At 66.1% G+C, this 26077-nt stretch carries 26 protein-coding genes; 7 read left to right on the top strand and 19 right to left on the bottom strand.

The annotated features are described in order from the left end of the window. The first annotated feature begins 2 nt into the window (after nt 1-2). Nucleotides 3-2141, top strand: a complete 2139-nt coding sequence (locus tag HBE64_RS23900; protein WP_167108133.1) for a DNA gyrase subunit A — start codon at nt 3-5, stop codon at nt 2139-2141. Here the strand turns inward: HBE64_RS23900 and HBE64_RS23895 are convergent. The 8 genes from HBE64_RS23895 to HBE64_RS23860 form a co-directional block, all read right to left on the bottom strand. Continuing rightward, entirely contained in the window at nt 2138-3085 is a 948-nt protein-coding gene (locus HBE64_RS23895; RefSeq protein ID WP_167108130.1) for an alpha/beta fold hydrolase, read from the bottom strand. The two genes, HBE64_RS23900 and HBE64_RS23895, sit on opposite strands and share 4 nt — an antisense overlap. 62 nt (nt 3086-3147) lie before the next feature. Beyond that, the gene (locus HBE64_RS23890; RefSeq protein ID WP_167108127.1) at nt 3148-4536 is read right to left on the bottom strand and encodes an oxygenase MpaB family protein; all 1389 of its coding nucleotides are present in this window, start codon (nt 4534-4536) and stop codon (nt 3148-3150) included. Between the two features lie 92 nt (nt 4537-4628). Continuing rightward, complete coding sequence (locus tag HBE64_RS23885) at nt 4629-5819, bottom strand: diguanylate cyclase (RefSeq protein ID WP_167108124.1); 1191 nt, start codon at nt 5817-5819, stop codon at nt 4629-4631. 66 nt (nt 5820-5885) lie between these two features. Beyond that, the gene (locus tag HBE64_RS23880; RefSeq protein ID WP_243841438.1) at nt 5886-5999 is read right to left on the bottom strand and encodes a hypothetical protein; all 114 of its coding nucleotides are present in this window, start codon (nt 5997-5999) and stop codon (nt 5886-5888) included. 67 nt (nt 6000-6066) lie between these two features. Beyond that, nucleotides 6067-6507: a pyridoxamine 5'-phosphate oxidase family protein gene (locus HBE64_RS23875; RefSeq protein ID WP_167108121.1), complete on the bottom strand. Its 441-nt coding sequence runs from the start codon at nt 6505-6507 to the stop codon at nt 6067-6069. A 29-nt stretch (nt 6508-6536) separates the two neighbouring features. Continuing rightward, nucleotides 6537-7175 (bottom strand): CIA30 family protein, encoded by a 639-nt coding sequence (locus HBE64_RS23870; protein ID WP_243841437.1) that lies wholly within the window; start codon nt 7173-7175, stop codon nt 6537-6539. A 56-nt stretch (nt 7176-7231) separates the two neighbouring features. Next, nucleotides 7232-7588 (bottom strand): cupin domain-containing protein, encoded by a 357-nt coding sequence (locus tag HBE64_RS23865; RefSeq protein WP_167108118.1) that lies wholly within the window; start codon nt 7586-7588, stop codon nt 7232-7234. Nucleotides 7589-7608: 20 nt separating this feature from the next. After that, on the bottom strand, nt 7609-9222 hold the full coding sequence (locus tag HBE64_RS23860; RefSeq protein WP_167108115.1) for an arylsulfatase: 1614 nt from the start codon (nt 9220-9222) through the stop codon (nt 7609-7611). 180 nt (nt 9223-9402) lie between these two features. Between HBE64_RS23860 and HBE64_RS23855 the strand changes: the two genes are divergently transcribed. Continuing rightward, entirely contained in the window at nt 9403-9771 is a 369-nt protein-coding gene (locus HBE64_RS23855; RefSeq protein ID WP_243841436.1) for a hypothetical protein, read from the top strand. Nucleotides 9772-9874: 103 nt separating this feature from the next. Here the strand turns inward: HBE64_RS23855 and HBE64_RS23850 are convergent, their stop codons facing one another. The 11 genes from HBE64_RS23850 to HBE64_RS23800 all read right to left on the bottom strand — a co-directional run bounded on the left by HBE64_RS23850 (nt 9875) and on the right by HBE64_RS23800 (nt 21409). Next, the gene (locus HBE64_RS23850) at nt 9875-11005 is read right to left on the bottom strand and encodes a GGDEF domain-containing protein (protein ID WP_243841435.1); all 1131 of its coding nucleotides are present in this window, start codon (nt 11003-11005) and stop codon (nt 9875-9877) included. 126 nt (nt 11006-11131) lie between these two features. After that, on the bottom strand, nt 11132-12364 hold the full coding sequence (locus HBE64_RS23845) for an ankyrin repeat domain-containing protein (protein ID WP_167108112.1): 1233 nt from the start codon (nt 12362-12364) through the stop codon (nt 11132-11134). A 209-nt stretch (nt 12365-12573) separates the two neighbouring features. Next, nucleotides 12574-13953: a replicative DNA helicase gene (gene dnaB / locus HBE64_RS23840; RefSeq protein ID WP_167108109.1), complete on the bottom strand. Its 1380-nt coding sequence runs from the start codon at nt 13951-13953 to the stop codon at nt 12574-12576. Between the two features lie 484 nt (nt 13954-14437). Then, nucleotides 14438-14896: a 50S ribosomal protein L9 gene (gene rplI, locus HBE64_RS23835; protein ID WP_167108106.1), complete on the bottom strand. Its 459-nt coding sequence runs from the start codon at nt 14894-14896 to the stop codon at nt 14438-14440. 17 nt (nt 14897-14913) lie between these two features. Then, the gene (gene rpsR, locus HBE64_RS23830; protein ID WP_167108103.1) at nt 14914-15171 is read right to left on the bottom strand and encodes a 30S ribosomal protein S18; all 258 of its coding nucleotides are present in this window, start codon (nt 15169-15171) and stop codon (nt 14914-14916) included. 62 nt (nt 15172-15233) lie between these two features. After that, nucleotides 15234-15746 carry a single-stranded DNA-binding protein gene (locus tag HBE64_RS23825; protein ID WP_167108100.1) on the bottom strand — a complete coding sequence of 171 codons (513 nt, stop codon included), beginning with the start codon at nt 15744-15746 and terminating at the stop codon, nt 15234-15236. A gap of 77 nt (nt 15747-15823) precedes the next feature. After that, nucleotides 15824-16114 (bottom strand): 30S ribosomal protein S6, encoded by a 291-nt coding sequence (gene rpsF / locus HBE64_RS23820; protein ID WP_003931678.1) that lies wholly within the window; start codon nt 16112-16114, stop codon nt 15824-15826. A 110-nt stretch (nt 16115-16224) separates the two neighbouring features. Then, nucleotides 16225-16863, bottom strand: a complete 639-nt coding sequence (locus HBE64_RS23815; protein WP_167108097.1) for a DJ-1/PfpI family protein — start codon at nt 16861-16863, stop codon at nt 16225-16227. After that, on the bottom strand, nt 16832-18481 hold the full coding sequence (locus HBE64_RS23810) for a glycosyltransferase family 87 protein (RefSeq protein WP_208300722.1): 1650 nt from the start codon (nt 18479-18481) through the stop codon (nt 16832-16834). Before HBE64_RS23810 ends, HBE64_RS23815 begins: the two co-directional genes overlap by 32 nt. Further along, nucleotides 18481-20787 carry a transglycosylase domain-containing protein gene (locus HBE64_RS23805; protein WP_305792217.1) on the bottom strand — a complete coding sequence of 769 codons (2307 nt, stop codon included), beginning with the start codon at nt 20785-20787 and terminating at the stop codon, nt 18481-18483. The genes HBE64_RS23810 and HBE64_RS23805 overlap by 1 nt, the downstream gene beginning before the upstream one ends. 190 nt (nt 20788-20977) lie before the next feature. Beyond that, the gene (locus HBE64_RS23800; RefSeq protein WP_167108093.1) at nt 20978-21409 is read right to left on the bottom strand and encodes a DUF5318 family protein; all 432 of its coding nucleotides are present in this window, start codon (nt 21407-21409) and stop codon (nt 20978-20980) included. A 112-nt stretch (nt 21410-21521) separates the two neighbouring features. On the opposite strand from HBE64_RS23800, the gene HBE64_RS23795 reads away from it, so the two are divergent. From HBE64_RS23795 to HBE64_RS23775, 5 genes are all read left to right on the top strand, one after another. After that, the gene (locus HBE64_RS23795) at nt 21522-22376 is read left to right on the top strand and encodes a DUF1707 domain-containing protein (RefSeq protein WP_167108090.1); all 855 of its coding nucleotides are present in this window, start codon (nt 21522-21524) and stop codon (nt 22374-22376) included. Between the two features lie 155 nt (nt 22377-22531). Continuing rightward, entirely contained in the window at nt 22532-23077 is a 546-nt protein-coding gene (locus HBE64_RS23790) for a PadR family transcriptional regulator (protein WP_167108087.1), read from the top strand. Nucleotides 23078-23127: 50 nt separating this feature from the next. Beyond that, nucleotides 23128-24234, top strand: coding sequence for an inositol-3-phosphate synthase (locus HBE64_RS23785; RefSeq protein WP_167108084.1), 1107 nt, complete (start codon nt 23128-23130; stop codon nt 24232-24234). An 81-nt stretch (nt 24235-24315) separates the two neighbouring features. Beyond that, entirely contained in the window at nt 24316-25233 is a 918-nt protein-coding gene (locus HBE64_RS23780; RefSeq protein ID WP_167108081.1) for an alpha/beta fold hydrolase, read from the top strand. Nucleotides 25234-25290: 57 nt separating this feature from the next. Then, the gene (locus HBE64_RS23775; RefSeq protein WP_167108078.1) at nt 25291-26076 is read left to right on the top strand and encodes an LLM class F420-dependent oxidoreductase; all 786 of its coding nucleotides are present in this window, start codon (nt 25291-25293) and stop codon (nt 26074-26076) included. The last annotated feature ends 1 nt before the right edge of the window (nt 26077 follow it).

The raw sequence follows: 26077 nt of genomic DNA, 5'->3' as shown, positions 1-26077 counted from the left end.
TCGTGACCGCTACCCTCGACATCCCCGAGCAGAACCCCGACCTGGTGCTCGACCAGAGCGCCGATGACTACTGGAACCACTATCAGCTGACCTTCGCGCTCTACAGCGTCAGCGACCGCGCCATCCCGTCGGCGTTCGACGGGCTCAAACCCGGCCAGCGGCGTCTGCTCTATCAGATGCACGAGTCGAAGTTGCTGCCCGGCAACAAGCCGCAGAAGTCGTCGAAGGTCTGCTCGGCGGTCACCGGCAACCTGCACCCCCACGGCGGCGCCTCGATGTACGGGGCGGCCGCGCTGATGGCCGCCGAGTTTCAGCGCGTGAAAGTCATTGACGGACAGGGCGCATTCCCGCGTATTCAAGGTGACATCCCCGCCGCCGATCGCTACACCGAGATGCGGCTGTCGCCACCCGGCGCGGCCCTGACCGCCGAACTCGACGACCATGCCGTACCGATGGTGCCGACGTTCGACGGCGAGTGGACCGAGCCGACGATGCTGCCGGCCCAGTGGCCGGTACTGCTGTGCAACGGCGCCGTCGGCATCGCCGAGGGATGGGCCACCAAGGTGCCCGCACACAACCCCCGCGAGATCATGGCCGCGTGCCGGGCCCTGCTGAAGACCCCGAACATGACCGACGACCGGCTGGTGAAACTCATCCCCGGGCCGGACTGGGGATGCGGGTCCACCGTCGTCGGCACGGCCGGACTGCGGGAGTACATCACCACCGGCCGCGGGGCGTTCACCGTCCGCGGCACGGTCTCGGTCGACGGCAAGAACTGCATCATCACCGAACTACCGCCCGGCGTGGCGAGTAACACTGTGCAGGAACGGATCCGGGCCCTGGTCGAGTCCGGTGAAATGTCCGGGGTGGCCGACATGTCGGACCTCACCGACCGACGCAACGGGCTGCGGATCGTGGTCACCGCCAAACGCGGCCACGATGCCGAGCAGATCCGCGAACAGCTACTGGCGCTGACCCCGCTGGAGTCGACGTTCGCCGCCAGCCTGGTCGCCCTCGACGAGAACCGGGTGCCACGCTGGTGGTCGGTGCGTGAGCTGATCGCGGCGTTCCTGTCGCTGCGCGATTCGGTGGTGCTGCACCGAAGCGAGTACCGGTTGGAGAAGGTCACCGCCCGCCGGCATCTGGTGACCGGCCTGATGACCATCCACCTCGACATCGACGCCGCAGTCGCCGTCATCCGCGGCTCCGACACCGTCGACGAGGCCCGTCAGGGGTTGCAGGAGCGGTTCAAGATCGACGCGGTGCAGGCCGATTACGTTCTGGCACTGCAGCTTCGCCGACTCACCAAACTCGATGTCATCGAACTGCGGGCCGAGGCAGACAAGCTGGATGCCGAGTTCGCCCAGTTGACCGAGCTGGTGTCCAACCCGGATGCCCGCCGGGCGGTGATCGACCAGGAGCTCGTCGAGACCGCAAAACTGTTCAAGGGCCCCGAGTTCGACCGTCGCACCGTGCTCGACGCCGAGGCCACCCCGGTGGCCTCCAGCACCGACGAGGACGGTGCCCGCGAACGCAAGGTCAACACCGCCTGGCGCCTGGACGATCGCGGCGTGTTCTCCGACAGCCACGGAGAGCTGCTGACGTCCGGTCTCGGCTGGGCGGTGTGGTCCGACGGGCGGGTGAAGTTCACGACCGGAAATGGTTTGCCGTACAAGATCCGGGACATCCCGGTGGCGCCCGACATCACCGGCCTGGTGCGCTCGGGGGTGTTACCCGTGGGTTACCACCTGGCGCTGGTGACGCGGCGGGGCAAGGTTCTGCGGATCGATCCGGCCGCGGTCAATCCGCAGGGCGCGGCGGGCAACGGTGTCGCCGGAGTGAAGCTGGCCGCCGAGGGCGACGAGGTGATTGCCGCGCTGCCGGTGTCGTGCGGCAACGGCGAGGCCATCCTGTCAGTGTCGGAAAAGAGTTGGAAGGTCACCGAAGTCGCAGACATTCCGGTGAAGGGACGCGGCGGCGCCGGCGTCGGCTTCCATCCGTTCGTCAAGGGCGAGGACGCGCTGCTCGCGGCGTCGATCTCGGCGACCGGTTACGTGCGCGGCACGAAAAGTGTGCGCGCCGAGCCTCGGGCCAAGGCGTCGATCAAGGGCTCGGGACTTGACGTGACACCCGCGGGCTAGTCGTCCGACCGCTCGCCGATGAACTGCACCCCGGCAGTGATAGCCGGGCGATGGCGCAGGACGCGGTAATGGGCCAACCGGCCGAGCCCCTGCGTGGTCAGCAGTCGCGCACCGTGCCATGACGCGGCGAGTCGCTCGGTCGCGGCGTACGGACTGTCCGGGTCGTCGGGGTCGTGGATGAGAAGCAGCGGAGGGTAGTTGGCCCGTCGACCAACTCGGGTCATATTGGTCTCATGCAGAGGCATGGCGATTCGTTTTTCCAGCCGACGGTGTAGTCCCGCCCGGATTCGGCGCCCGAAGCCGTGCCGTGCGGCGAACAGGTCGAGATAGAGCGGAAAATCTGCCATGGGCGCGAAGAAGACCAGGCGTCCCACCGGTGCGCCCTGCGCCGCCGCCAAAGCAGTCGCGTTCGCACCCAGTGAGTGAGCGACCACCCCGTGCGCTGGTCCATGGGCCTGAATCATGGCCGCGATCGCGTCAGCACACTCGGTGGCGGTGGTGCGACCGGGAGCGAGCGCACCGGGATCGGATTCGTTGTGGCTGGGCAGGTCGAAGGCAATGACCCGGTGCCCGGCTTCCACCAGCGGTTTGACGAACATCGCCAGGTGCGGGCGCTGCCCGCCCCACCCGTGCACCAGATATATCGGCGGGCCCTCACCCCATTCCTCACCAGCGACCCGGTGCCCATCCCAGAACGCTTCCACCGGCCTGCCGGGGGGCACACCCGGCGGCATCCGCAGAGCCGACTCGAGAACCGGTGGAGTGCACCACAACTCGACCGCCCACCGTGATCCCAGCCAGGGCGCGAACCGCTCGAGTAGGCCAAAACGTCGACGCACAGCGACCTCGACAGGGGGCAGAATCCCAGAGCCGACGACGTCGAGCGGGGGGATCTCGCCGACCTGCCCCTGCCCCGAAGCCGGTTGAGGTGCTTCGTCCGTCATAGAACTCGATGGTAGTACGGGGCGGTTCGGGTCGAATTCGGGCCAAGCAGAGGTCCGGCCGGCTAGCCGGTGAAGCCCTCCCCCGACGTCGAGCGGTCGTGGTGGGTGTAGGTCGTCGGGGTCTGGAGATCGCGCGCGATCTTGTCCAGCATGGCAATTCGCTCACGCGCGGCCGCCCCGCTCTTCTTCCTGGCCTCACGGATCGGGTTGGACCACGGCAGTCGGTCGGCCACCATGGCGATACCGACGTTGAGCTTGGTGATGTTCGCGAAGTATCGCGCCCGGCGCTCGAAGTTGTAGCCCAGCTGCTCGAAGAGCGTGCCGGCCACCATGGCCTCGATCTGCTGGTAGCCGAATACGACGCCGGCCGGCGCCAAGGCAATACTGGCCGTGATCTGGTTGGCGTACTGGGATACCAGGTTCCTGACCCAGCCGGGAAGCGCCTCGGTCAGGGTTGTCAGGTGTGCCGGGCCGGCGATGGCGTCGACCAGCTGGGCGCGCCACGGCGACGGGTTACCACCCCTGGCCAGAACGTAATTCAACGATTTGATCAGCTCGATGCCGTTCTCGGAGTGGAGCAGTTCCGGGGCTCCCCACAACCGGCCGGAAAACGACGAATACTCGGCGAGATCCTCGAGTTGCTGCGGCGTCAGCTTGCGCCCGAACGCGTGGTCGACGAGACGTCCGAGCAGCATGCCGCTGCCGAAACCCAGCAGCGACGTCACGGGGATGGGTTCACCGAACTTGAGGTAGACGTCGTCACCCCATTTGCGGCGGAGGCCGCGGCTGGCCAGTGCGTGCATCAACCGCACCCGCACCACGTCCTGGAAGGCCTGTGACTGCCGGTCGAAGATGTCTGGCAGCGTGAATGCTGCGAATACCCGCGCAGTTTCGATGAAGCGGCGTGGGCCGTCGTCGGCGAATCGGCCGGTGGCACCGGTGGCTGCGGAGATGTCACCCGTCATCGCGGTTTCGTAGAAGGCCCACGAGCGGATGATCGTGGTGGCGGCCCACGTGCTCGCCATCGCCAGCATCCGGCCCCGCTCGGCAGACTCGAGATCGAACTGCGCAGGCAGCCGATCCAGGTGCTCGAAGAGATCGACGAACTCTTGCGGCGGATCATCGAGGGTGTCGATGCCGCGGGTCAACGCCTGCTCGAACAGCGCGCGACCCTGCTCGGGACCGAGGCGCTCGAACGCGTCGACCGCGCCGATCATGTATTCGTCGCGCTGCCAGAAATAGTCGTCACGCAGCCGGGTGAGGTCGCTGGGCTGGACCTCTTTGTCGATGTCGATCCACTCCCCAAACAGGAATTCGCGCATCCGGCGCCACTGGTCGGCGAAGTGGTCACGACCGGGCGGGATGGGCCGCAATGGTCGGTCGGGATGGTCACGGCGATTGAAGTCGACGTCCTCGAGGAGGATCTTCGGACGCTCACCAGTCACCGTCATGAGGCGAATTTATCGCGGACACGAGCTTCTGGCAACGCCCGTTGTCAATTGGCGGGGATCGAAGCGAGCCTGTCGCGTCACTCATCCAAGTATCACGCCGGACCAGGTGCCGGTACATGGATCGCCGAGTTGCCGCCGCGGCGCTTGGCATCGAACATCGCTTGATCGGCGTGCCCGATGATGGTTTCCAACAATGTGGCTGGATCGCTCTCCAGCGCGGCGAATCTGGCCACCGCCACACTGGTTGCGCCCACGCTCGCAGTAATCGGAGGGTGATCGTCGGGGGCAGCGACCGCGGCGAGCACCCGCTCGGTGACGTGCTGTGGGTGTCCAGGTTCGGCGAGGTCGACGACGACGAATTCCTCACCGCCCACGCGGGCAACCAACGCACCGCCGCGAACCGCGGACTTGATCCGCCGGGCACTGCGGATCAGGACCTCGTCTCCGACCGTGTGGCCGAAGGTGTCGTTGACGGCTTTGAACCGGTCCAGATCGACGACCATCACCACGATGTGCGCGTCTCGGGAATTGCCGTCGCTGACGAGGTCGCCGACATGCAGATGCAGCCCGCGCCGGTTCAACAGTCCTGTCAACGGATCGATGACCGACTTCTCGGCGTCGTTACGCAACGCCCAGATCGCGGATTGCACACCCAACGGCGTCCCAAGAACCAGCGCCAGCGGGACGAGGGCCGTCGCGATGAACTCGACGACGTCGACCTGCGCTTCGATGCCGAGCCGTAGCACGAAGCCGGCCATCGTGATGAAGGCCCAGAGGATGTGGGCCGCCAGCACTTTCGGGCCGTCGAAGAACACCAGGTACACCGAGAGCATGGACATGAAGCTGAGCCCGAATGCGGCCAGTACCCAATTTGGTTCCAGCGAGACCATCGCGGTAATCGCGAAGTCTGCGGAGAAGACGAACATCAGCGACATCCGCCGCGAGGGCCACGACCGGAAACACCACACCCACGACCAGAAAGCCTGCAGCGCAACAAAGAACGCCACGGCCACCCGCGACGCGATGGTGCTCGCGGACGGCAACAGGATCGCGGCGGAGAGCACCGCGTCGAGTCCCGTTCCCAAACCGATCAGGACTTGCACTGCACCCGACATCGCCCGCCTGAAGTAATGCACCTGCGTGGCGTAGTCGACCGGCTCACGCCACCACTCGCCGATGAGCCGGTGGAACGCTCCGACGCTTCTCAAACTCGCTAGCAATTCCACCTCCCCGGGCTGTGCCGTGTGGCCGTCCGGCGATGACACTACCGAGATCGTCGTCATGGAGAGACTCCTGACCAATCCACGCTCGACTCGGACGCGCGCGATGTACAACGGCGACCCGCTGATTCAGGCAGCTGTATTCGGCCACTCCGCACGCTGCCCTGAGACGGGCTGGCGGTGACGCCCATGGCCCCAGCCTGCCGCCCACGGGAAGCGCCCGTTGTCGTCAGCCCATACCAATTGCAGCGCATGGACCTTCGGGCCGAAGGCAGCGCAGCAGGTTGCCTACTACGACAGCCGGCCGAAGCTAAGTCTGGTTCGGCGTTGGGTTTCCGTAGTCCCACGACCGCGTTCGCACCGGGGTCACGCGGATATAGGCGGCGCCCGGTCGGGGCGCGGTGGGCCACTCCGGCTCTGGCACGCCTCGCGCGCGGGCACCTTCCCTGGCAAGCTCAAGCGCCTCACCCGCTTCGCGAACCACGCGGGCGCGGCCCTGGATCATCACGCCACGGATGTCGGCCATCGTCGAGCCGTCTTCGAGCAAGACACTCACGTTCGGGTTGCTTTCGATGTTGGCCAGTTTGCGGGTGCCATCTCGCACACCCATGATGATGTCGCGGCCGAGGCGGAAGTATCCCAGCGGCACGGAGTGCGGGAATCCGTCCGTCTCGATGGTGGTCAGTATCGCCCAGCCCGGGCGGCTGTCGAGATAAGCCGCGACTTCTTCGTCAGTGAGTTTTCTTGGCACCACAAGAGTTTAGGCGCCCCGCGGAATCCTCATCGTGAAGTGTCGATAGCGCTGACGGCGAGTTGGAACGGGCCTTCCTGCTTATCGAGGATGTAGATCCCGACCCGGTTGATCGCCGACGGGTCCAGAGGCGGCGCCGGCACCGGATCGAGGAACCTGCCCACCGGCTCGAAGCCGCCGACGGGCAGATCGTAGGTTCGCCGGACGCCGGGGTCTGTCGAGAAACGCTGGATGTAGGACCAAGGCTGGCCCGTCTCCACCTTCAGCACGTAGGTCTTGCCGTCGCCCAATGCGCGGACGCTCAGCGACGGTGCACCTGCTGCCCGGGGCCCGATGTCGGGATCGATCGGACCGCGGGCCGAGGCGAACCCGCCGTTGTTGTCCAGCGAGATGTTGCCCGAGAACACGAGGCCACCGTCGCCGAAGGTGACCGTCGAGGTCGACCGGCCGCCCATGACGGGATCGTTGACCGTCGTCCAGGCGGCTACCGCGGCGGGATCACCGAGGTCGATGAGCACTGCTGGGGCCGACGGGGCAGGTGCGCCCGGCACGGGCGTCCGTTCGTCCGCCTGGGCCACCCCGATGCCGCCGCTCGACACGATCAGTGCCGCCAGGCACGTCATCGCCAGACCTGTCCGCGCCCGCCACCGCCGTTGGTTACTCCCCATCTCCCCAATGTAGGTGCGTGGGTCGCTGTGTCAACGAGAGGTGAGTCCCGCGATCGTCAGTCGGCGGGTGTCACGATGATGGCGAACACTTTGCGCACCGTCTCGTCGACGTTCCATTCGCCGCTCCACCCGTCCGGGAACCATCGCACGGCCCCAGGACGGATCTCCCATGACCCTTCACTGTCGGTGATCCAGCCGTGCCCGCTGACGAAGTGCATGAGTTCGCCGACGCCGTCCTTGCTGGATTTCCACGAACCCGGCGTGCACTCCCACACCCCAAGCTGGCTGACCGCGTCCTCGTGCAGCATCAGCCCTCGTTCGCGGGGGTTGCCCGTGATCGGGTCCGCTTTGGGGCCCCAATCTTCGAGTTCCGCGTCGACCGCCAACAGCGGGTCAATAGTCACCATGCTCATCGCTCCAATCCCATGCTCGGTCACAGCGCCTCCACGTCGACCTCGAAGAGCGACACGGGCCCGAGGATGACGCCGTTCTCCTCCACGTAGCGGTCCCACAGCTCGAGCAAGTCGGCCAGTTTGTCGGGTCGGGAGGCGGCCTGGTCGTGTATCTCGCCGGGATCGCGTGAAAGGTCATAGAGCTGCCAGGTACCCGTGCCGTGCGGCGCAGGCAGATGAAGCGCCTTCCAGTCGCCCTGCCGAATAGCGCGGCGGCCGAACAACTCCCAGCCGGTACCGGTGTCGGCATCGTGCACCACGTCCGTCTGCCCGGAAAGGTAAGGCACCATCGATCGGCCGCGCATCGGCTCCACCTCCCTACCCCGGTACTCGGTGCCGGGATGCGTGGCGCCGGCGAGCTCCAGCACGGTCGGGGCGATGTCCATGACGGTGCTGAACGCCGTGCCGATCTCTCCCTGCCGGGAAAAGCCGGGCCAGGTGACGAAGCCCACCACCCGGATACCGCCCTCGCTGGTGAAGGCCTTGTGCAACCGCGAGGGGGCGGTGGCGGCCTGTGCCCAGCGCGGGCCGTACCAGGCCCAGGAGGTGGGGGCACCGAGGTTGTCCACGCTGTTGTCACAGTGCTTGGCGACGAACGCTTCGATCTCGGGGCCGCGCAGCGGCATGGCCTCGACGATCGTCCCCTCAGCGCCGTTGTCCGACAGAAAGATCACGACCGTGTTGTCGAGTTCGCCGGTACCGTCGAGGTAATCAATCACGCGGCCGATGTTCCAGTCCATCCTGTCCACCATGGCGGCGTAGACCTCCATGTTGCGGGCGGACACGGCACGCTCCTCGTCGGTCATCTCCGCCCACTCGGGCGCGCCGTCGGCGACCACCGGGTGCGGCTCGACGTCGGGTGGGCACAGGCCCAGTCGGGTGAGCGCCGCCAGCCGCTCCTCGCGCAGTGCGTCCGGTCCGGCGTTGTAGCGACCGTGGTACGCGGCGATGGTCTCCCGCGGAGCGTGCAGCGGCCAGTGCGGCGCCTGGAAAGGCAGGTAGGCGAAGAAGGGCTGGTCCTCTTTGCCCTCGGGACGTTCGCGGAGATACTGCAGCAGCTTGTCGGTATAGGCATCCGACGAGTAGAAGTCCTCCCCCACCGTGATGAACTGATCGTCTTCGGTGAACATCGTCGGCGCGGCCGAGAACCCGCCGCCCCCGGCGGTGCCGTAATGGCTTGCTCCGGCCGGCAACAGGGCGAAGGAGCGGTCGAATCCCCGTGCCCACGGAGACCTGTCCATCGTGCTGCCCAGATGCCACTTGCCCGCCATGAGCGTCTGGTAGCCGGCGTCGCGCAGCAGTTCCGGCAGCGCCACGACCCGGTCGTTCAGATATCCCTCGTAGCCGGGGGCGCCGCGGAAATCCGGGGCGGCCATCTCGAGCATGGTGCCGATCCCGGCGACGTGGTGATCGGTTCCGGTCAGCAGCATCGCCCGCGTCGGCGAGCAGGCTGGGGCCGAATGGAAATCAGTCAGCCTGATCCCCGCGTGGGCCAGGCGATCCAGGTTGGGGGTGTTGATTTCACCGCCGAATGAGCCGATGTCGGAGAACCCGAGGTCGTCAGCCACGATGACCAGAAAATTGGGACGCGTCACGCTGAAGAATCCTGTCACGCGCGCCGCACAACCCACGGGTTGATCTCACTTTTCACCAGCCGGCAGCGAACCATCCGAAGCTCGCTGCGACTTCAGCACCACGTCGCCTGCCTAGCTGTCATGCGAACGGCGTCGCTTGGTTGGCGGCCTGGGGATTCGGCGAGGTCTAGCCTGAGCGGAATGAGTTTGTTCAGTCATGAAGAGTTCCGGGACCCGGCCGACGGCGTTGGTGACGGCGCTAGTCGTGGGTCTGTCGAGCGAGCTCGGGGCGCTGAGGTGAGCGAGTACGGGGTGGATGAACCGGTAGTCGTGGGTCCGGGGTTGCCGCCTGAGGACGGTTCGTGCGGTCAGTTCGCGGTGCAGTTTCATGTGCCTACGTCAGTGCTATTTGGGCTGAAACGTATTGCGGATTTACGTGGGGTGAGTGTGCCGGAGGTATGCCGGCAGGTGATCGGTGTGTTTGTTGCCCAGCAGGAGGGTGAGCTGGGTGCATTGCTTGCTGCCGAGGCCGAGGCGGCTGATTACCGGCCGAGTTTGGGTGAGGCGTAGCCGCCCGCGCCGCAGGGGCGCCGCGCCAAACGGATCAAAGGTGTTCAACAGCAACCGATCTGGCGCCCGAAGTCATGTTTAGGCGTCATATCCGCGCAGGCGCTCAGAGCTGTCCGTTGTGACAAGCTCGGTTTCCGCCGGCGCGCTTGGCCTGGTACATGGCATCGTCGGCGGCCCGGATCAGGTCGTCGATGAGCTGCGGGCTCGGGGCGGCCGCGTCACCGTCGAGCGGGGCGCTGGCAGTACCGACACTTGCGGTGACTCGTGCCGGCAAGTCGGCAATGGCCCGGCGCAGCTGCTCGGCGTGGATCTCCGGCATCGGCTGAGGGGCGACGTCGGCGATGAGGAACTCCTCTCCCCCGGCCCGGCCGATCACCGCGGAGCGACGGCAGGTCATCTCCAGTGCGGCGCTCACCTCGATCAGGGCGGCGTCGCCGGCGGCATGGCCCTGGGTGTCGTTCAGCAGCTTGAAGTTATCGAGGTCGATCATCGTGATCATCAGATGGGCACCGGTGCCGTGGTGGCGCATCATCAGTTCGTAAACCGAGTAGTGAAAAGACCGACGGTTGTGCAACCCGGTCAGCGAGTCACGACCTGAGCTGCGCAGGTCGACGCGCAAGGTGCTCACCAACGACTCGATGCCGAACGGCAGGCCGATGTTGAGCGCCACCACGATCGCCACGGCAGCGGCCGCCAAGTAGACATCACCCGTTGTGGCTACGACACGAGCGGCCAGCACCGTGGCACAGATCGCGGCCACACCACAGTTGAGAACCACCTCCTGCCGCGTTCGAAAATAGGCGACGAACCCGCCGATCACCGAGAACGTCACGCAGCCCATCAATCCCACGTAGGGGTTGGAGAACGACAGGCAGGCCGCGGCGATCGTCGCGGTCGAGGTCAGCGAGAACACCATCGACTGCCGCTGCGTCGGCCAATACAAAAGGAAGGGCAGCGCCGCGCCCGTCGCCAACGCGGCCGCCACGATGCAGATGCTGGTCGTCAGCCGGTTGGCCGGCCCCGCGGGGCTGAAGATCATCAACGTTGTCGAACCCGCCAGCAGCACGGTGGCGGTGAAGATCATCACCCGCCACAGCCGCTGCAGGCCGCGGTCATACAGGTAGGCGCTGATCCAGTCGTACTGGTCGACATGACGGCCCGGCACCCATCCCCACCGAACCATCGCCACCCCCAGAATCTCCCCCGGAACTGCCGCCAACAGTTGCGATGTCAATCTTGCCAGCGCACCCCGAAGCCTGCCGCAGGGGCCGGTTGCCACACGGAGTTACCCACCCCTTGTCTCACGAAACGCCTCGTTTCCTAGGCCGCGAATCGTTCGGTCGCCGTCGGGGCAAGTGGGTCAGCTGGGTTGAGTGCGTGCCCGCAGTAGGTCGGCGGCCTCGGTTTGATAGGCGTGCTCAGCCCATCCCAGTGGTGTTGTCCCGTACTGGGTGTCGGTGATGGTCGGGTCCGCACCGGAGTCGAGTAGCTGGACGATCAGGTGTAGGTCACCGTCCCACGCCGCACGATGCAGGGGCGTTGCGCCCTGCTCGTCACGAACATTCGGGTCATCCGGCAATGCCGGGACGACGAGTTCGACGCCGGCCGAATCGATACCGTGTTTGGCGAGTAGGTCAAGGCGAGACGCGAATCCATGTCCGGCTGCCCAGAGAATCTGTCGCTGCCACATCTGCTCGCGGGTTTCCATCGCATCGCCGAGTCGGCGTTCCCATGGACTGGGCTCGGTATCGGCGAGGCCATGGGCGAACAGCAATTCCAGGTGGGAATCGTCGGGACGGAACATCCGGTTGTAGAGCGTCTGCTGATCGACAGGATGTGCACCCCGGCGCAGCAGGACGGTGGCCAGAGCCGGGGCGAACGGGTGGCGGGGCTGGCGGCGTGGGCCTTGCTCGCCTTCGCCGAACACCCCGGTCAGTGCGGTGAATGGTGTCGACATGCCGCACCACAGGTACCCGGCGTTAGGGTCGGCACCGGAGTCGAGCAACAGCTTGGCCGCTGCGAGCACCTCATCCTCGCTGCGGTGCAAAGGGATTCGCGAATAGCACAGGTACAGCAACGGGACCCAGCCGAACGGCCCGCCTGCCGCCGTCGCCAGATCAGGTCGGGCGGAAAGGTGACGATGGAGTGCCTCAGGGTCAGCCGCTGATGCCGCCGCCCACACATGCCGGTCAACTAAATCCGGCTCAGCGGCGAGCAGGTCGGCGGCAGCCTGTCGCCGCGGTGGGGCATCAGTGTGGTCGTAGCGCAGCGACGCCAGAGAACAGAATCGATCAGCCAGGCCGAGCGCATCCTCATTGATCGCGCTCGGATCGATGGTCAGGTCCGCGGCGATCTCGAGGTAGTGCACGAGCGCAGGCCAACCGATGAATCCGTATCGGCGGGCCACGATCAGCTGCGCATCATGCAGTGCGAACCGATCCGGCGCGCTAGCCAAGGCGACATCTGGTCGCGGATGGTGCGCGCGAACCAACTCCACAGCCCCGCGCTCATTGGTGGTGATCCCGCGTTGCAGACGCCGTGCGTCCTCGCGGAGACGGTCAAGTGACGGGTTGCTGGGCAGGGTGCTGGCCATCACGGCCTCCTCTCACACGCCCGGCGTCCGCGAGGTCGGGCCGAGAAGAGGTCGGTCACGATTCGGTGATCATCGGCAGGGAGGCTAAGCCCCTTCGAGCGGACATCGGGCGGTCCTGCAGCGCCCGACCGACACGCTACCAGCGCGACAAAGTCCCGTACAGATGCTCCCGCACACCACAATTGAGTTGGAAGAGAAGCGCTCCAGAGCTACCGCGCCATGTTCGTGAACCGCGACAGATGCAGCTGATGTGCCACCGTCACGGTCCGCGTCGGCCCGGCGCGGTGCTTGGCGATGATCAGGTCGGCCTCGCCGCCTCGCGGGTCGTCGCTTTCGAAGGCGTCGGGCCGGTGCAGCAAGATCACCATGTCGGCGTCCTGCTCGATCGACCCCGATTCACGAAGGTCGGCCAGCATCGGCTTCTTGTCGGTGCGCTGCTCGGGACCGCGGTTCAGCTGACTCATGGCGACGACCGGAACTTCCAGCTCCTTCGCCAAAAGCTTGATCTGCCTTGAGAATTCGGACACTTCCTGCTGGCGGGACTCTACCTTCTTACCCGAGGTCATCAGCTGCAGGTAGTCCAGCACGATCAGCCGCAGGCCGGCCTTCTGGTGCAGGCGGCGCGCCTTGGCCCGGATCTCCATCATCGTCAGGTTCGGCGAATCGTCGATATACAAAGGCGCTTCGCTGATTTCGCTCATCCGCCGCGCCAGCCGGGTCCAGTCGTCATCAGTCATCCGTCCCGAGCGCATGTCGGCCAGCTTGATCTTGGCCTCAGCCGACAGCAGTCGCATGACGATCTCGGACTTGCTCATTTCCAGCGAGAACACGATGCTCGGCATCCGGTTCTTGATCGAGCACGACCGCAAAAAATCCAATCCCAGTGTCGATTTGCCCATACCGGGCCGCGCCGCAACCACGATCATCTGCCCGGGGTGCAGGCCGTTGGTCAGCTCGTCGAGTTCGGTGAATCCCGTCGGCACACCGCGAGAGATGCCGCCCTGGGACGCGATGGCGTCGATCTCGTCCATCGTCGGCTGCAACAGCTGCTCGAGCGGGATGAAGTCTTCTGAGGTACGCCGCTCGGTGACGTCGTAGATCTCGGCCTGCGCGCGGTCGACGATCTCGTCGACGTCGGCGCCCTCGGCCCCGGCATAGCCGTACTGCACCACCCGGGTGCCGGCTTCCACCAGCCGGCGCAGCAGCGCCTTCTCGGCGACGATGCTGGCGTAGTACCCGGCGTTGGCCGCCGTCGGCACCGTCGAAATCAGGGTGTGCAGATACGGCAGGCCGCCGATACGGCGCAACAGGCCCCGGCGGTCCAACTCGGCACCCACGGTGACCGCGTCGGCGGGCTCACCGCGGCCGTAGAGGTCCAGAATCGCGTCGTAGACGTTCTGATGGGCGGGCCGGTAGAAGTCGCCCGGACGGAGCTTCTCGAGCACATCGGCGATGGCGTCCTTGCTCAGCAGCATCCCGCCCAGCACCGACTGCTCGGCAGCGAGGTCTTGGGGCGGCTGCCTCCCGAAGTCCTCGCTGGGCGGAGGAGCGCCCATCCCGGTCTGACCGAGATCGTCAACTACCGCCATCGAGTAACCCCCACCTCCTCGCCTTGCTTGCCGAACGCACGTTCGATCTGCTGTCCAGATTTTTACCCCGGGGTACCGACAAGGCCGGTCGTCACGAGGATGGCTCTGCACCGCAGAGCCATCACGCTAGACGTTGCTGAAGGCATCGCAACCCCAGCCTGTTCATGAACCTGTTGATGGTTTGGGTATACCTGGGGACAACGGTGTTGAGGCGTTGGGGAGAACCTGTGGATCACTGTGTACTTATGCACCATCTGCCCAGTTGAGCGCACAGTAGCCCCACATATGTTCTGTGGATGGCAAGTTGTGCGGCGTGTCGGCCCAGGTTGCGATCCCGGGCGTGTTGTGTTGCCGCGACTTATGCGCAAGGTTAACGGACGGTTAGGTTAGCTGTCGCTCACTCATCGGCAAGAGTTCGCCAGAAGACAGCAATTCCCCGGGGGCAGCCGCTAGGGCCGCCACCCGGGGAAATTGACGCTGGTGGCTAATTCGCCGCGACGACGTCGACGGTCAGGTCGACGTTGACCTCGGGGTGCAGGTGCACGCCGACGGTGTGGCTGCCGGTCGCCTTGATGTGCGTCTTGGGCAGCTGGACGGTCCGCTTGTCCAGGCTCGGGCCGCCCGCCTTCTTGATGGCGCCGACGATGTCGTTGGCGGTCACCGAACCGAACAGCTTGCCGGAGTCGCCGGCGGCCTTCACCGGCAACGTGATGGCGCCCAGGGCGTCGATGGCGGTCTTGATCTCGACGGCGTGCTCGCGGTCACGGACCGTCTTCACTTCTTGGGCACGGCGGATCTCGTCAGCCTGCTTCTGCGCACCGCGCGAGGCAACGATGGCAAGGCCACGGGGCAGCAGGTAGTTGCGGCCGTACCCGTCCTTCACCTCGACGGTGTCACCGGCCACGCCGAGGTGATCGACCTCGGCAGTCAGGATCAGCTTCATTGTCGTTACTTCCTTGTCTATCGCGCCGACGAGGTGAACGGCAGCAGAGCAACCTCGCGCGCGTTCTTGACGGCGATCGCGATGTCACGCTGGTGCTGCACACAGTTGCCCGTCACCCGGCGGGCACGGATCTTGCCGCGCTCGCTGATGTAGGTGCGCAGGAGCGCGGTGTCCTTGTAATCGATGTTCTGGCCCTTCTTGGAGCAGAACACGCACTTGCGGGTCTTGACCGGCTTTTCCGGGGCAGGACGCCGCTTCGTGGAGGATTTGGCCATGAGTCAATCTCTTTCGTTCATTCATGAGCGCGCACCGGCGCGCTGAAGGTATCTCGGTTATGTCAGAAGGGTGGTTCGTCGTCTCCGCCGGCGAACGAACCCGACGCCGGAGCACTGCCCCACGGATCGTCGCTGGGTTCAGACGCCGCAGCCGCAGGCCGGGAGCCACCGCCACCGCCGCTGCCGAAGCCACCACCGCCGCCGCCACCGCGCGAGGCCTTGTTGACCTTGGCAGTGGCGTACCGCAGTGACGGGCCGATCTCGTCGACCTCGACCTCAAACACCGTGCGCTTCTCACCCTCACGGGTCTCGAAGGACCGCTGCTTGAGCCGACCGGTCACGATGACCCGAGAGCCCCGGGTGAGGCTCTCGGCGACATTCTCGGCCGCCTCACGCCAGATGTTGCAGCGCAAGAACAGCGCTTCGCCGTCCTTCCACTCCGAGCTCTGGCGGTCGAAGATCCGCGGTGTGGACGCCACCGTGAAGTTGGCGACGGCAGCACCGGACGGGGTGAACCGAAGTTCGGGGTCGGCCGTCAGATTTCCGACGACGGTGATGGTCGTGTCACCGGCCACTAGGTCCTCCTGGCATAGGCGGGTGGATTTACCGCGAAGCCTACGTAACGGGTACGACGCTGCGCGCAGTTCTCCACTTAGTGCTTGTCGGTCCGCATCACCTTGGTCCGCAGCACCGACTCGTTCAGGTTGAGCTGACGGTCGAGCTCGGACACGGTGGCCGGTTCGGCCTTCACGTCGACGATGGCGTAGATGCCTTCGGCGTGCTTGGCGATTTCGTAGGCCAGCCGACGACGACCCCAGATGTCGACCTTGTCGACACTGCCGCCGTCTTTCCGGATGACGTTCAAGAACGTCTCCAGGGACGGGGCAACGGTGCGCTCGTCAAGAGTGGGGTCAAGGATGACCATGATTTCGTATGGACGCATGGGAACCTCATCACCTCCTATGGTCGTAGCGGCCACGGTAGTTCCGTGGCAGGAGAGTCGCCTGCGTCGGCAACCTGGCTAGGCTACCGGAACGCGGCTGATCAGCGAAATCAGCTCCGCGATTGGTAGTACTCGCCGGCCCGGTCCCGGGTGGCCTGGGATGCCTTGGCCAGCCCACCCGAATCGAATGGGGGCTGCGGGTCGTACTCGATCATCAACTGCGCAGCTTGGGCCGCCTCCCGGTCCACCAGCAGCTCGACGAGTCGCAGCGCCATGTCGATACCGCTGGACACCCCGGCGGCGGTGATGATGCGCTGCGGAAGATGTTCGACCACCCGCTGCGGGGTATAAATCGCGCCGAGCGATTCCAGCAGTTCGACGGCCCGCCAGTGGGTGGCGGCCGTCAGCCCGGTGAGCAACCCGGCCGCGGCGAGCACCAGACTGCCCGTGCACACCGAGGTGGTGAACGTCGTCTGCTGATGCACCCGGCGCACCCAGTCGAGCACCTGCTCGTCGTGGATCAGGGCGCGGGTACCGATCCCGCCGGGGAACACCACCACATCGGGTTCGGTCACCTCCTCGAAGGTGGCGTCACAGGTCATGCCGAGCATCCCGTTGTCGCTGCGCACCTCACCGCGCTGATGACCCACCCAGACGACGTCGATCGACGGGATCCGCTGCAGCACCTCGTAGGGCCCGACGGCATCCAGTGCGGTGTTACGCGGGAACAGCGCTATCGCGACTTGCATCCGGGGTTCCTTCGGTCTCGGGCTCAGGGGTGGTCGCCTTCGGGCGCAACCGCTGCGGCAACCATGTCGGGTAAGCGTCCGGCGCCCGGTCGAACACCCCGCCGGCCGGGTCGTCGATCCGCCCGCCCCAGCGCACCAGGTCAGACTGCGGCCGGTAGATCTGGCGGATGACGAGCACCATCAGCGCGATCACCGCGAGGTCGCGCACCAACACGGTGGCAGTGAACCACTGCTCGGGCAGACCCTTGTTCGCCTCCCCGTAGAGGTAGAACATCCGCGGCACCCACACCAGCATGTCGATCGTCATCCACGCCAACAGAATTCGCCGATGCGGCAGCGCCAGCACCGCCAGCGGCACCAGCCACAGCGAGAACTGCGGGCTCCACACCTTGTTCACCAACAGGAACACGGCCACCGTCAGGAATGCCAGCTGCGCCACCCGCGGCCGTTGCGGGGCCGTCAGCGCGATGTAAGCGATTGCTGCACAACACAACAGGAACAACACGGCGACGACGGTGTTGAGCACCACCGGCGGCTCCCAGAAACCGAGGCCGCCGTCGAAACCCTCCCACCCGGTGAAGGACTTGACCACGTTGTATAGCGAGTCCATGTCGTCGCCGCGGCGCGAGTTCAGCCGGAAGAACTCCGACCAGCCGCGCGGGAACAACAGCATCACGGGAAGGTTCACCACGAACCACGCGGCCACCGCAGCGACGACCGTGCGCGCAGCGTCGGCGACCCGATCGGTGCGGATGGCCAGCACCACGAGCGGCAGGAGTAACAGCACCGGGTACAGCTTGGCCGATACCCCCAACCCGATCAGAATGCCCGCCAGGAAAGGTCTTCGGCGCGCCCACGCCAGCAGCCCGCCCATCGCCAAAGCCGTTGCCAGAGCATCGAAATTGGTGAAAATCTGGAACACGAGCACGGGGGAGGCCGCCACCAGTGCGGCGTCCCAGACCCGCCGGCCAGCCAACCACGACGTCGCCCACACCGTCGCCAGCCAGGCCAGTGCCAACCCGACGGCGGCGAAGTTGAAGAACATCACGACTTCGGCGATCACCGGAAGCGAGGCCATCTTCGCCACCGCGGTATACGTCTTGGCCAGTGCCATCGACACGTACTGGTAGACCCCGGTCAGCACCGGATACTCCATGTACCGAATCGCGGGCTTACCGTCATAGCGGATCTGCGGCCGACCGCTGGAGTCGGTCTCGATCCAACTCGACTTGTACGGAAACTTGCCCTGGCTCAACAACTCCGCGCCGTAGAGCGGCACGGTATCGGAGTAGCACAGCTCGTAGTACGCGCGCTGGTTCTGCCAGTTGGCGACTCGCTTGTCGGGCGGGCCGGTGCCGACGGTCTGCAGGCACGGCGCCTTCGTCGACCAGCCCAGCGCCAGCACCACCAGAGCCATCAGGAACATGACACGCACCGGGGTGAAGACCCGGGTGCGCCCGACCATCGCATGCTTGCCGACCGGGCCGCCGACGACCTCGGACAGCGCCGATCCCAGCTTGTCAGTGCGACTGGGAAAGTCGCGGTCGTCAGCGCTGCGCAAGTCTTCGGCGAGCGGCAGCGGCGACACCGTCGAGCGCTGGTGGCCGTCCCCGTCGATCACGGCGGCGGAGGTGGTGGCGGAACAGTCGCGTTGGGATCCCCCGGTGGCAGCGGCGCTTCCGGCGCAGGCGGTCCCGGCGGCGGGTTCGTGATCGTCGTGGGCGGCCCGATCGGGATCGTGATGCCAGGCGCCACTTCGATACTGGGCTGAATCACCGTCTCACTCGGCGGCGGGGGAACTGTGGTCGTGGGCGGCGGCGGCGGGGCGGCCGGCACCCCGGCATACCCACCCACGGTCGCGGGTTTGGGGAAGGACTCGATGTCGGTGCCCTTGAGGGCGCCGTCCATAGTGGCCTTCCAGATGTCCGAGGGAATCCCCGAGCCGTACACCGGCCCGCCCCACTTGTTCACCAAAGGCTGTGCGCCGTCAGTGGTTCCGACCCATACCGCGGTCGACAGCGACGGGGTGTAGCCCACCATCCAGGCGTCGCGGTTGGCGCCGGTGTCGCCGAGCTGGTTAGTGCCGGTCTTGGCGGCCGACGGCCGGCCGTTGGCCAGGTTGTGCCCATTGGACCAGCCGGCGATGGGCTGCATCGCCGAGGTCACGTTGTCGGCGACTGCCTTCTCGATCCGGCGCTCACCGCTGTTGTCCTGCTGGGACGCGTCGAAGAGGACCTCGCCACGCGAGTTGACGACCTTCTGGACGAAGTGCGGCTTGTGATAAATGCCGGAGTCCGCCAGCGTCGCGTACGCCGATGCCATGTCGATCACGCGGGTCTGGTACTGCCCGAGGACGATGCCGTTGTACGGCGGGCCGCCCTTGCCGTCCTCGGACAGGGTGTGGTCCACACCGGGGAAGCTTTCGGCGATACCGGCCCGGTGCGCGGCGTCGGCGACGTCGGCCGGGCCGTTCTTCAGCTTCAGCATCAGCCGGTAATAGCTGGTGTTGAGCGACCGCTTCAGCGCCTCGGCGATGTTGCAGACGCCGCAGCCCTCACCCTCGACGTTGGTGATGGTGACCCCGTTGAGATTCACCGGCGAACTGTCGACCTGGTAACCCAGGCCCATGCCCTGCTCGAGCGCGGCCACCAACGCGAACACCTTGAACGACGAGCCCGTCGGCAGTCCGGCCTGGGCGAAGTCGAAGCCCTGGGCGTCCGAGCCGCCGTAGTAGGCCTTCACACCGCCGGTGCGGGGATCGATCGAGACCACCGCGGCCCGCATGTCCGGCATCTGGCCGTCCAGATACTTCGACACCGCGTCCACGGCGGATTGCTGCGCCTGCGGATCGATGGTGGTGGTGATCTGTAGGCCCTGGGTGTTCAGCGTCTGCTCGTCGATGTTGAACAGGTCGAGCAGTTCCTTGGTGACCTGGCGTTCGATCAGCCCGTTAGGACCGGTGGTGATGTTCTCCGAGCGGGCCTGGTCCGGTGGGACAGTTGCCGGGAAGACCTGTTGGGCGCGTTCCTCTTTCGAGAGCGCACCCATCGACACCATGCCGTCGAGCACCCAGTTCCACCGCGCGGCCGCACCGTCTGGGTCGACTGCGGGGTCCAGCGTCGAAGGCCGTTGGATCAACGCGGCCAGCAGGCCCCCCTCGGCGACGGTCAGCTGCTCGACCGGCTTGTTGAAGTAGGCCTTGGAAGCCGCCGAGATGCCGTAGGCACCGCGGCCGAAATAGATGATGTTCAGATACGCCTGCAGCACTTCGTCTTTGGACCACTCGCGCGACATCTTCGTCGAGATCACGAGTTCCTTGGCCTTTCGCACCAGGCCGCCGATACCGGACCGTGCATCACCGACCAGGGCGTTCTTCACGTACTGCTGGGTGATCGTCGAGCCGCCTTGCAGGTCACCGCCGAACAGGTTGTTCTTGATCGCGCGGGCGAAACCGGTCAGGGAGAACCCCGGATTGCTGTAGAAGTCTCGGTCCTCGGCGGCCATCACCGCGTCGCGCACATGCACCGGAACCTGGTCGATGTTGACATCGACCCGGTTGCCTTCGGGCGGAACGATTTTGGCCAGCTCCGAACCGTCACTGGCCAGGATCGTCGACACCTGGTTGGTGCGGAGGTCACCGGGCTGCGGCACGTCGACGATCAGGTAGGCCATGCCGAAGGTGAGGATCGGCAACACGATCAGGACGACGGCGGCTAGCAACGCCGAGCGGCGCACCCACTTCCACGAGATCTGCCGAGAGGGCCGCGGCGGCTGTCCGCCGCCGGAGCCGCCACCGGGCGGGGGTGGTGGATGCGGCGGGGGCTTCGGCGGCGCTGTGCCGTCCAGCGCCGCCTTGACCACGTCGATCGGGTCGCGCAGCAGCGGTTCGGTGTCGTCGCGCACCGGCTCGATGAGAGTGGTCAGCCGATCGTCGGGCGGAACCTGACGGCGCGGCGCACTGCGGGTCGGAGCCGGGTCGGCGCCCGGTGCGGTGTTCTCACCCGTCGGAATCTTGGTCGTCGGCGTCTCGCTGCCGTGCCGCGGCGCGCTGGGCACACCATCGCCCCCTGAACCCGAACGGATTTCAGTGGCTGGCCGGTCGTGACGCCCTTCGCTATTCACTGGCCGTGCGCGCGCCGGAGCGCGCCGTCTGGGTGCCGCGGCGACCACGTCCGTTGGTGGGACGTGGCGCTCCGAGCACATATGACTTGACCAAGTGATTCCATTCGCAGGTTCGGCATACCTCCACCACATGCACCGAGAACTCGTCGAACTTGGTCGCCAGCAGCACCAGTTCCTCTGCGGACCGGGCCGAACCCGACACCGCGCCCAGGTGATCGCCGAACACCCACGACACCAGGGTCAGCGGTTCCTTGCGGCAGATCGGGCACATGACCGAACTGGTCTTGCCGTGGAATTTGGCGGCGCGAAGCAGGTAGGGGTTGGCGTCGCAGACCTCGGTGACACCCGTGCGGCCGGAATACACCTCGGCCAGCAGGGAGCGTCGCCGAAGGGCGTAATCCACCACCTGTCGCTGCAGTCGCACGGGGACCAGAGTACGTGGGGTCTCTGAGCACCGGCGGGTAACCGGCCCCCGGGTCTACCGGATTACCCATCTGTTCTGCGGTGTTGGGTGGCGAACTCCTACGATCATCGACGTGGCGACCTCCCAGACAGCAAGCACCCGCGCCAAGGACAGCGACCGCAACGACATCTGCCAGATTCTCGACACCGCGCTGTCTGAGGGCCAACTGTCGATGGCCGAGCACGGCGAGCGCGTCAAGGCCGCCACCACCGCGATGACCCTGGGAGACCTGCGCGCGCTGGTGTCGGACCTGCAGACCGGAAATGCGCCGGTTCAGTTGCCGACCCTGAAGAAGGCGCGCCTGGCCGTGCCGTCGGCGGGCGGCGGCTGGGGAATCCGGGCCGCGGTGGCCGGTGTGCTGGTGGTGTTGGGCATCGGGATCGGCTGGGGTCTGTACGGCAACACTCCGTCGCCGCTGAACTTCACTTCCGATCCGGGCGCCAAGGCCGACGGGGTGGGACCGGTAGTGCTGACCCCGCCGCGCCAATTGCTGTCCCTGGGCGGCCTCAACGGGTTGCTCGAGCAGATGAAGAAACGGTTCGGCGACACCACCGGCTACCGGATGGTGATCTACCCCGACTACGCCTCGCTGGATCGCCCCGACCCGAACGACGACCGTCGCACGCTGAGCTACACCTATCGCGGCGGCTGGGATGACCCCAGCACCACCTCCAAATCCAGCGACGCTACCGTCGTCGACCTGGGCAAGTTCGACGCCAAGGCCGTCGTCGGTGTGCTGCGCGGTGCGCCCGAGACGCTGAACATCAAGCCCGCCGACGTCAAGAGCACCTATCTGGTCATCGACCCGAGCCGCGATCCCACCGCCCCGGGAACCCTGACGATTTCGATCTATGTATCCAGCGATTTCGGCAGCGGGTACATCGAGCTGGCGCCCGACGGCACGGTCAAGCAGATCAACTACCCCTGACCTTGGGCTATTCACCGCCGAGTAGCCGCACGGTGCGGCACCGGCTGCTTTGAGGCACCCTTGTGTTCATCTTCAAGTGGCGTCGAATATATCGGTCCGATACAGTTTGTGGAGGTGTTGAAGCACCGTAACGGTTGAGCAAAGGAGGTGACCCGATGTTGGAGCTGGCCATCCTGGGTCTTCTCCTGGAGTCCCCCATGCACGGCTACGAGCTGCGCAAGAGACTGACCGGCCTGTTGGGGGCTTTCCGCGCTTTTTCCTACGGCTCGCTGTACCCGGCGTTGCGCCGGATGCAGGCCGACGGGTTGATCGTCGAGGACGCCTTGCCCGCCGGAACCGCGGTGTTGCGCCGCGCCCGACGGGTGTATCAGCTCACCGACGCGGGTCGGCAGCGGTTCACCGAACTAGTGGCCGACACCGGACCGCAGAACTACACCGACGACGGCTTCGGCGTGCACCTCGCGTTTTTCAACCGCACACCGGCCGAAGCGCGGATGCGCATCCTCGAGGGGCGTCGTCGCCAGGTGGAGGAACGGCGGGAAGGCCTTCGTGAAGCAGTCGCGCGGGCCAGCAATTCGTTCGACCGCTACACCCGACAACTGCATCAGCTGGGTTTGGAGTCCAGCGAGCGGGAAGTCAAGTGGCTCAACGAACTGATCGCCGCGGAGCGGGTCGCACAGACGCACCCGGACCAGGCCTGAGTCCACGCAATACCTGAACAACAGCCAGAAGTACAAGAAGGAGAACGTCCATGACTGAGCACCAGGCGCCAGGAACGTCGACAGATGTGCGGGTCGCCATTGTCGGCGTCGGAAACTGCGCATCCTCGCTCGTCCAGGGCGTCCAGTACTACCAGGATGCCGACCCGAACTCGACCGTCCCCGGCCTGATGCACGTCAAGCTCGGCCAGTACCACGTGCGCGACGTGAAGTTCGTCGCCGCGTTCGACGTCGACGCCAAGAAGGTCGGCTTCGACCTCTCCGAGGCCATCTTCGCCTCCGAGAACAACACCATCAAGATCGCCGACGTGCCGCCGACCGACGTCGTAGTACAGCGCGGCCCGACCCTCGACGGCATCGGCAAGTACTACGCCGAGACCATCGAGATCTCCGACGAGCAGCCGGTCGACGTGGTGAAGATCCTCAAGGACGCTCGAGTCGACGTCCTGGTCTCCTATCTGCCGGTGGGTTCGGAAGAGGCTGACAAGTTCTACGCCCAGTGCGCCATCGACGCCGGCGTGGCGTTCGTCAACGCGCTTCCGGTGTTCATCGCCTCGGACCCGGTGTGGGCCAAGAAGTTCGAGGATGCCGGGGTGCCGATCGTTGGCGACGACATCAAGAGCCAGGTCGGCGCGACCATCACCCACCGCGTGATGGCCAAGCTGTTCGAAGACCGCGGCGTCACTCTCGACCGCACGTATCAGCTCAACGTCGGCGGCAACATGGACTTCAAGAACATGCTCGAGCGCACGCGGCTGGAGTCGAAGAAGGTGTCCAAGACCCAGGCCGTCACCTCCAATCTGTCCGGCTCGCTCGCCGGCAAGATCGAGGACAAGAACGTCCACATCGGCCCGTCCGACCACGTCGCGTGGCTCGACGACCGCAAGTGGGCCTACGTCCGCCTGGAAGGCCGTGCCTTCGGCGACGTGCCGCTGAACCTGGAGTACAAGCTCGAGGTGTGGGACTCCCCCAACTCCGCCGGCGTGATCATCGACGCGGTGCGCGCGGCGAAGATCGCCAAGGACCGCGGTATCGGCGGCCCGATCATCCCGGCCTCGGCCTACCTGATGAAGAGCCCGCCCGTGCAGCTGGCCGACGATGTCGCCCGCGAGCAGCTCGAAGGGTTCATCAAGGGATAGTTCTTGCATCGAGTCTGCGGTGAGATCGCGGAAATCCCGCCGGGATGCGATCTCACCGCAGACTCGTCGTATAAAGAGCTAGTGATCACAGACGACGAACTGCTCAGGCTCGACGAGTTCGCCCTGCTGCCGGAGAACGCCGAGCAGGCCGGCGTCACGGGGCCGCTGCCCACGGTGGCCCGCATCGAGCGCGGCGCCATCAGCGCGATCCGCTGGGGCTCGGCCGATTCACCGCACAGCGGTGGCGACCCGGTGCGGGTGGTGTTCCTGCACGGCGGCGGGCAGAACGCCCACACCTGGGACACCGTGATCCTCGGGCTCGGGGTGCCCGCGCTGGCAATCGACCTGCCCGGGCATGGTCGCTCCGGCTGGCGGGAGGACGGCGACTACGGTCCCCGGCTCAACGCCGTCGCCGTCGAGCCGGTGATCCGCGAACTGGCGCCGGACGCCGAACTCGTCGTCGGGATGTCACTGGGCGGTCTGACCGCGATGCGCCTGGCAGTCACCAACCCGGAGCTGGTGCGCGAGCTCGTCATGGTGGACGTCACGCCGTCGGCACCGGAACGGCACGAGCAGATGACCAAGGCCCAGATGGGCACCGTCGCACTCGTGCAGGGCGATCGCACCTTCCCCGACTTCCAGTCCATGCTCGAGGTGACGGTGGCCGCTGCCCCGCACCGCGACCGCAACTCATTGCGGCGCGGAGTGTTCCACAACTCCAAGCAGAACGAAGACGGCACCTGGACGTGGCGCTACGACTCGATCCGCAAGGGCGAGGGCTTCGAGGGTCTGTGGGACGACGTCCCCCGGCTCACCACTCCCACCACCTTGATCCGCGGGGCGAACTCGTTCTTCGTCAACGACGCCGACGCTGCCGAATTCGCCCGCACCGCACCGGGATTCCAATCGGTGCACGTGGTGGCTGACTCCGGACACTCGGTGCAGGGCGACCAGCCACGCGCGCTGGTGGCACTGCTGCGCGACGTTCTGGGCGGCTGACGTCCTCTACCGGGACCGCGGCAACAGCGGCGTCTGAGACGACGTACCGTTTCAGGTGTGACCTTTCCCATTCGCATCGGTGTGCAGCTTCAGCCCCAACATTCCGACGACTACGCCCAGATCCGCGACGCGGTGCTCCGCTGTGAGGACATCGGCGTCGACGTGGTCTTCAACTGGGACCACTTCTATCCGCTCTACGGCGATCCCGACGGCGCTCACTACGAGTGCTGGACCATGCTCGGCGCCTGGGCCGAGCAGACCTCCCGCGTCGAGATCGGCGCGCTGGTCACCTGTAACTCGTATCGCAATCCCGAACTGCTGGCGGACATGGCTCGCACTGTCGACCACATCTCGGGCGGTCGACTGATCCTGGGCATCGGATCAGGCTGGAAACAAAAGGACTACGACGAGTACGGCTACGAGTTCGGCACCGTCGGCAGCAGGCTCGACGATCTGGCCCAGGCACTGCCGCGGATCAAGTCCCGGCTGGCCAAGCTCAACCCGGCACCGACCCGGCACATCCCGATCCTCATCGGCGGTCAAGGTGAGCGCAAGACGCTGCGCTTGGTCGCCGAGCACGCCGACCAGTGGCACAGCTTCACCAACGCCGAGACCTACCCCGGCAAGGCCGAGGCGCTGGCGCGGCACTGTGCGGACCTCGGACGCGACCCCGCCACCGTCGAGCGCTCCTCAGGTGTGGAAGGGCGCGACGCCGACACCCTGGCGGCCAACGCCGAGGCACTGGCCGGTCTGGGCGTGACGCTGATGACGGTCGGGTGCGACGGACCCGACTACGACCTGACCGCCGCGCAGGCGCTGATCCGCTGGCGCGACAGCCGCTGAC

Source organism: Mycobacterium sp. DL592, assembly GCF_011694515.1.
Taxonomy (GTDB): domain Bacteria; phylum Actinomycetota; class Actinomycetes; order Mycobacteriales; family Mycobacteriaceae; genus Mycobacterium.
This window is presented reverse-complemented; position numbering and strand designations above follow the sequence as displayed.

Excerpts from the sequence above, each read along its gene's own strand:
- rpsR (WP_167108103.1), bottom strand. The coding sequence starts at position 15,171 with ATGGCCAAATCCTCCACGAAGCGGCGTCCTGCCCCGGAAAAGCCGGTC.
- rplI (WP_167108106.1), bottom strand. The coding sequence starts at position 14,896 with ATGAAGCTGATCCTGACTGCCGAGGTCGATCACCTCGGCGTGGCCGGT.
- dnaB (WP_167108109.1), bottom strand. The coding sequence starts at position 13,953 with ATGGCGGTAGTTGACGATCTCGGTCAGACCGGGATGGGCGCTCCTCCG.
- HBE64_RS23885 (WP_167108124.1), bottom strand. The coding sequence starts at position 5,819 with ATGACGACGATCTCGGTAGTGTCATCGCCGGACGGCCACACGGCACAG.
- HBE64_RS23865 (WP_167108118.1), bottom strand. The coding sequence starts at position 7,588 with ATGAGCATGGTGACTATTGACCCGCTGTTGGCGGTCGACGCGGAACTC.
- HBE64_RS23815 (WP_167108097.1), bottom strand. The coding sequence starts at position 16,863 with ATGCAAGTCGCGATAGCGCTGTTCCCGCGTAACACCGCACTGGATGCC.
- HBE64_RS23790 (WP_167108087.1), top strand. The coding sequence starts at position 22,532 with ATGTTGGAGCTGGCCATCCTGGGTCTTCTCCTGGAGTCCCCCATGCAC.
- HBE64_RS23785 (WP_167108084.1), top strand. The coding sequence starts at position 23,128 with ATGACTGAGCACCAGGCGCCAGGAACGTCGACAGATGTGCGGGTCGCC.
- HBE64_RS23890 (WP_167108127.1), bottom strand. The coding sequence starts at position 4,536 with ATGACGGTGACTGGTGAGCGTCCGAAGATCCTCCTCGAGGACGTCGAC.
- HBE64_RS23855 (WP_243841436.1), top strand. The coding sequence starts at position 9,403 with ATGAGTTTGTTCAGTCATGAAGAGTTCCGGGACCCGGCCGACGGCGTT.
- HBE64_RS23870 (WP_243841437.1), bottom strand. The coding sequence starts at position 7,175 with ATGGGGAGTAACCAACGGCGGTGGCGGGCGCGGACAGGTCTGGCGATG.
- rpsF (WP_003931678.1), bottom strand. The coding sequence starts at position 16,114 with ATGCGTCCATACGAAATCATGGTCATCCTTGACCCCACTCTTGACGAG.
- HBE64_RS23895 (WP_167108130.1), bottom strand. The coding sequence starts at position 3,085 with ATGACGGACGAAGCACCTCAACCGGCTTCGGGGCAGGGGCAGGTCGGC.
- HBE64_RS23845 (WP_167108112.1), bottom strand. The coding sequence starts at position 12,364 with ATGGCCAGCACCCTGCCCAGCAACCCGTCACTTGACCGTCTCCGCGAG.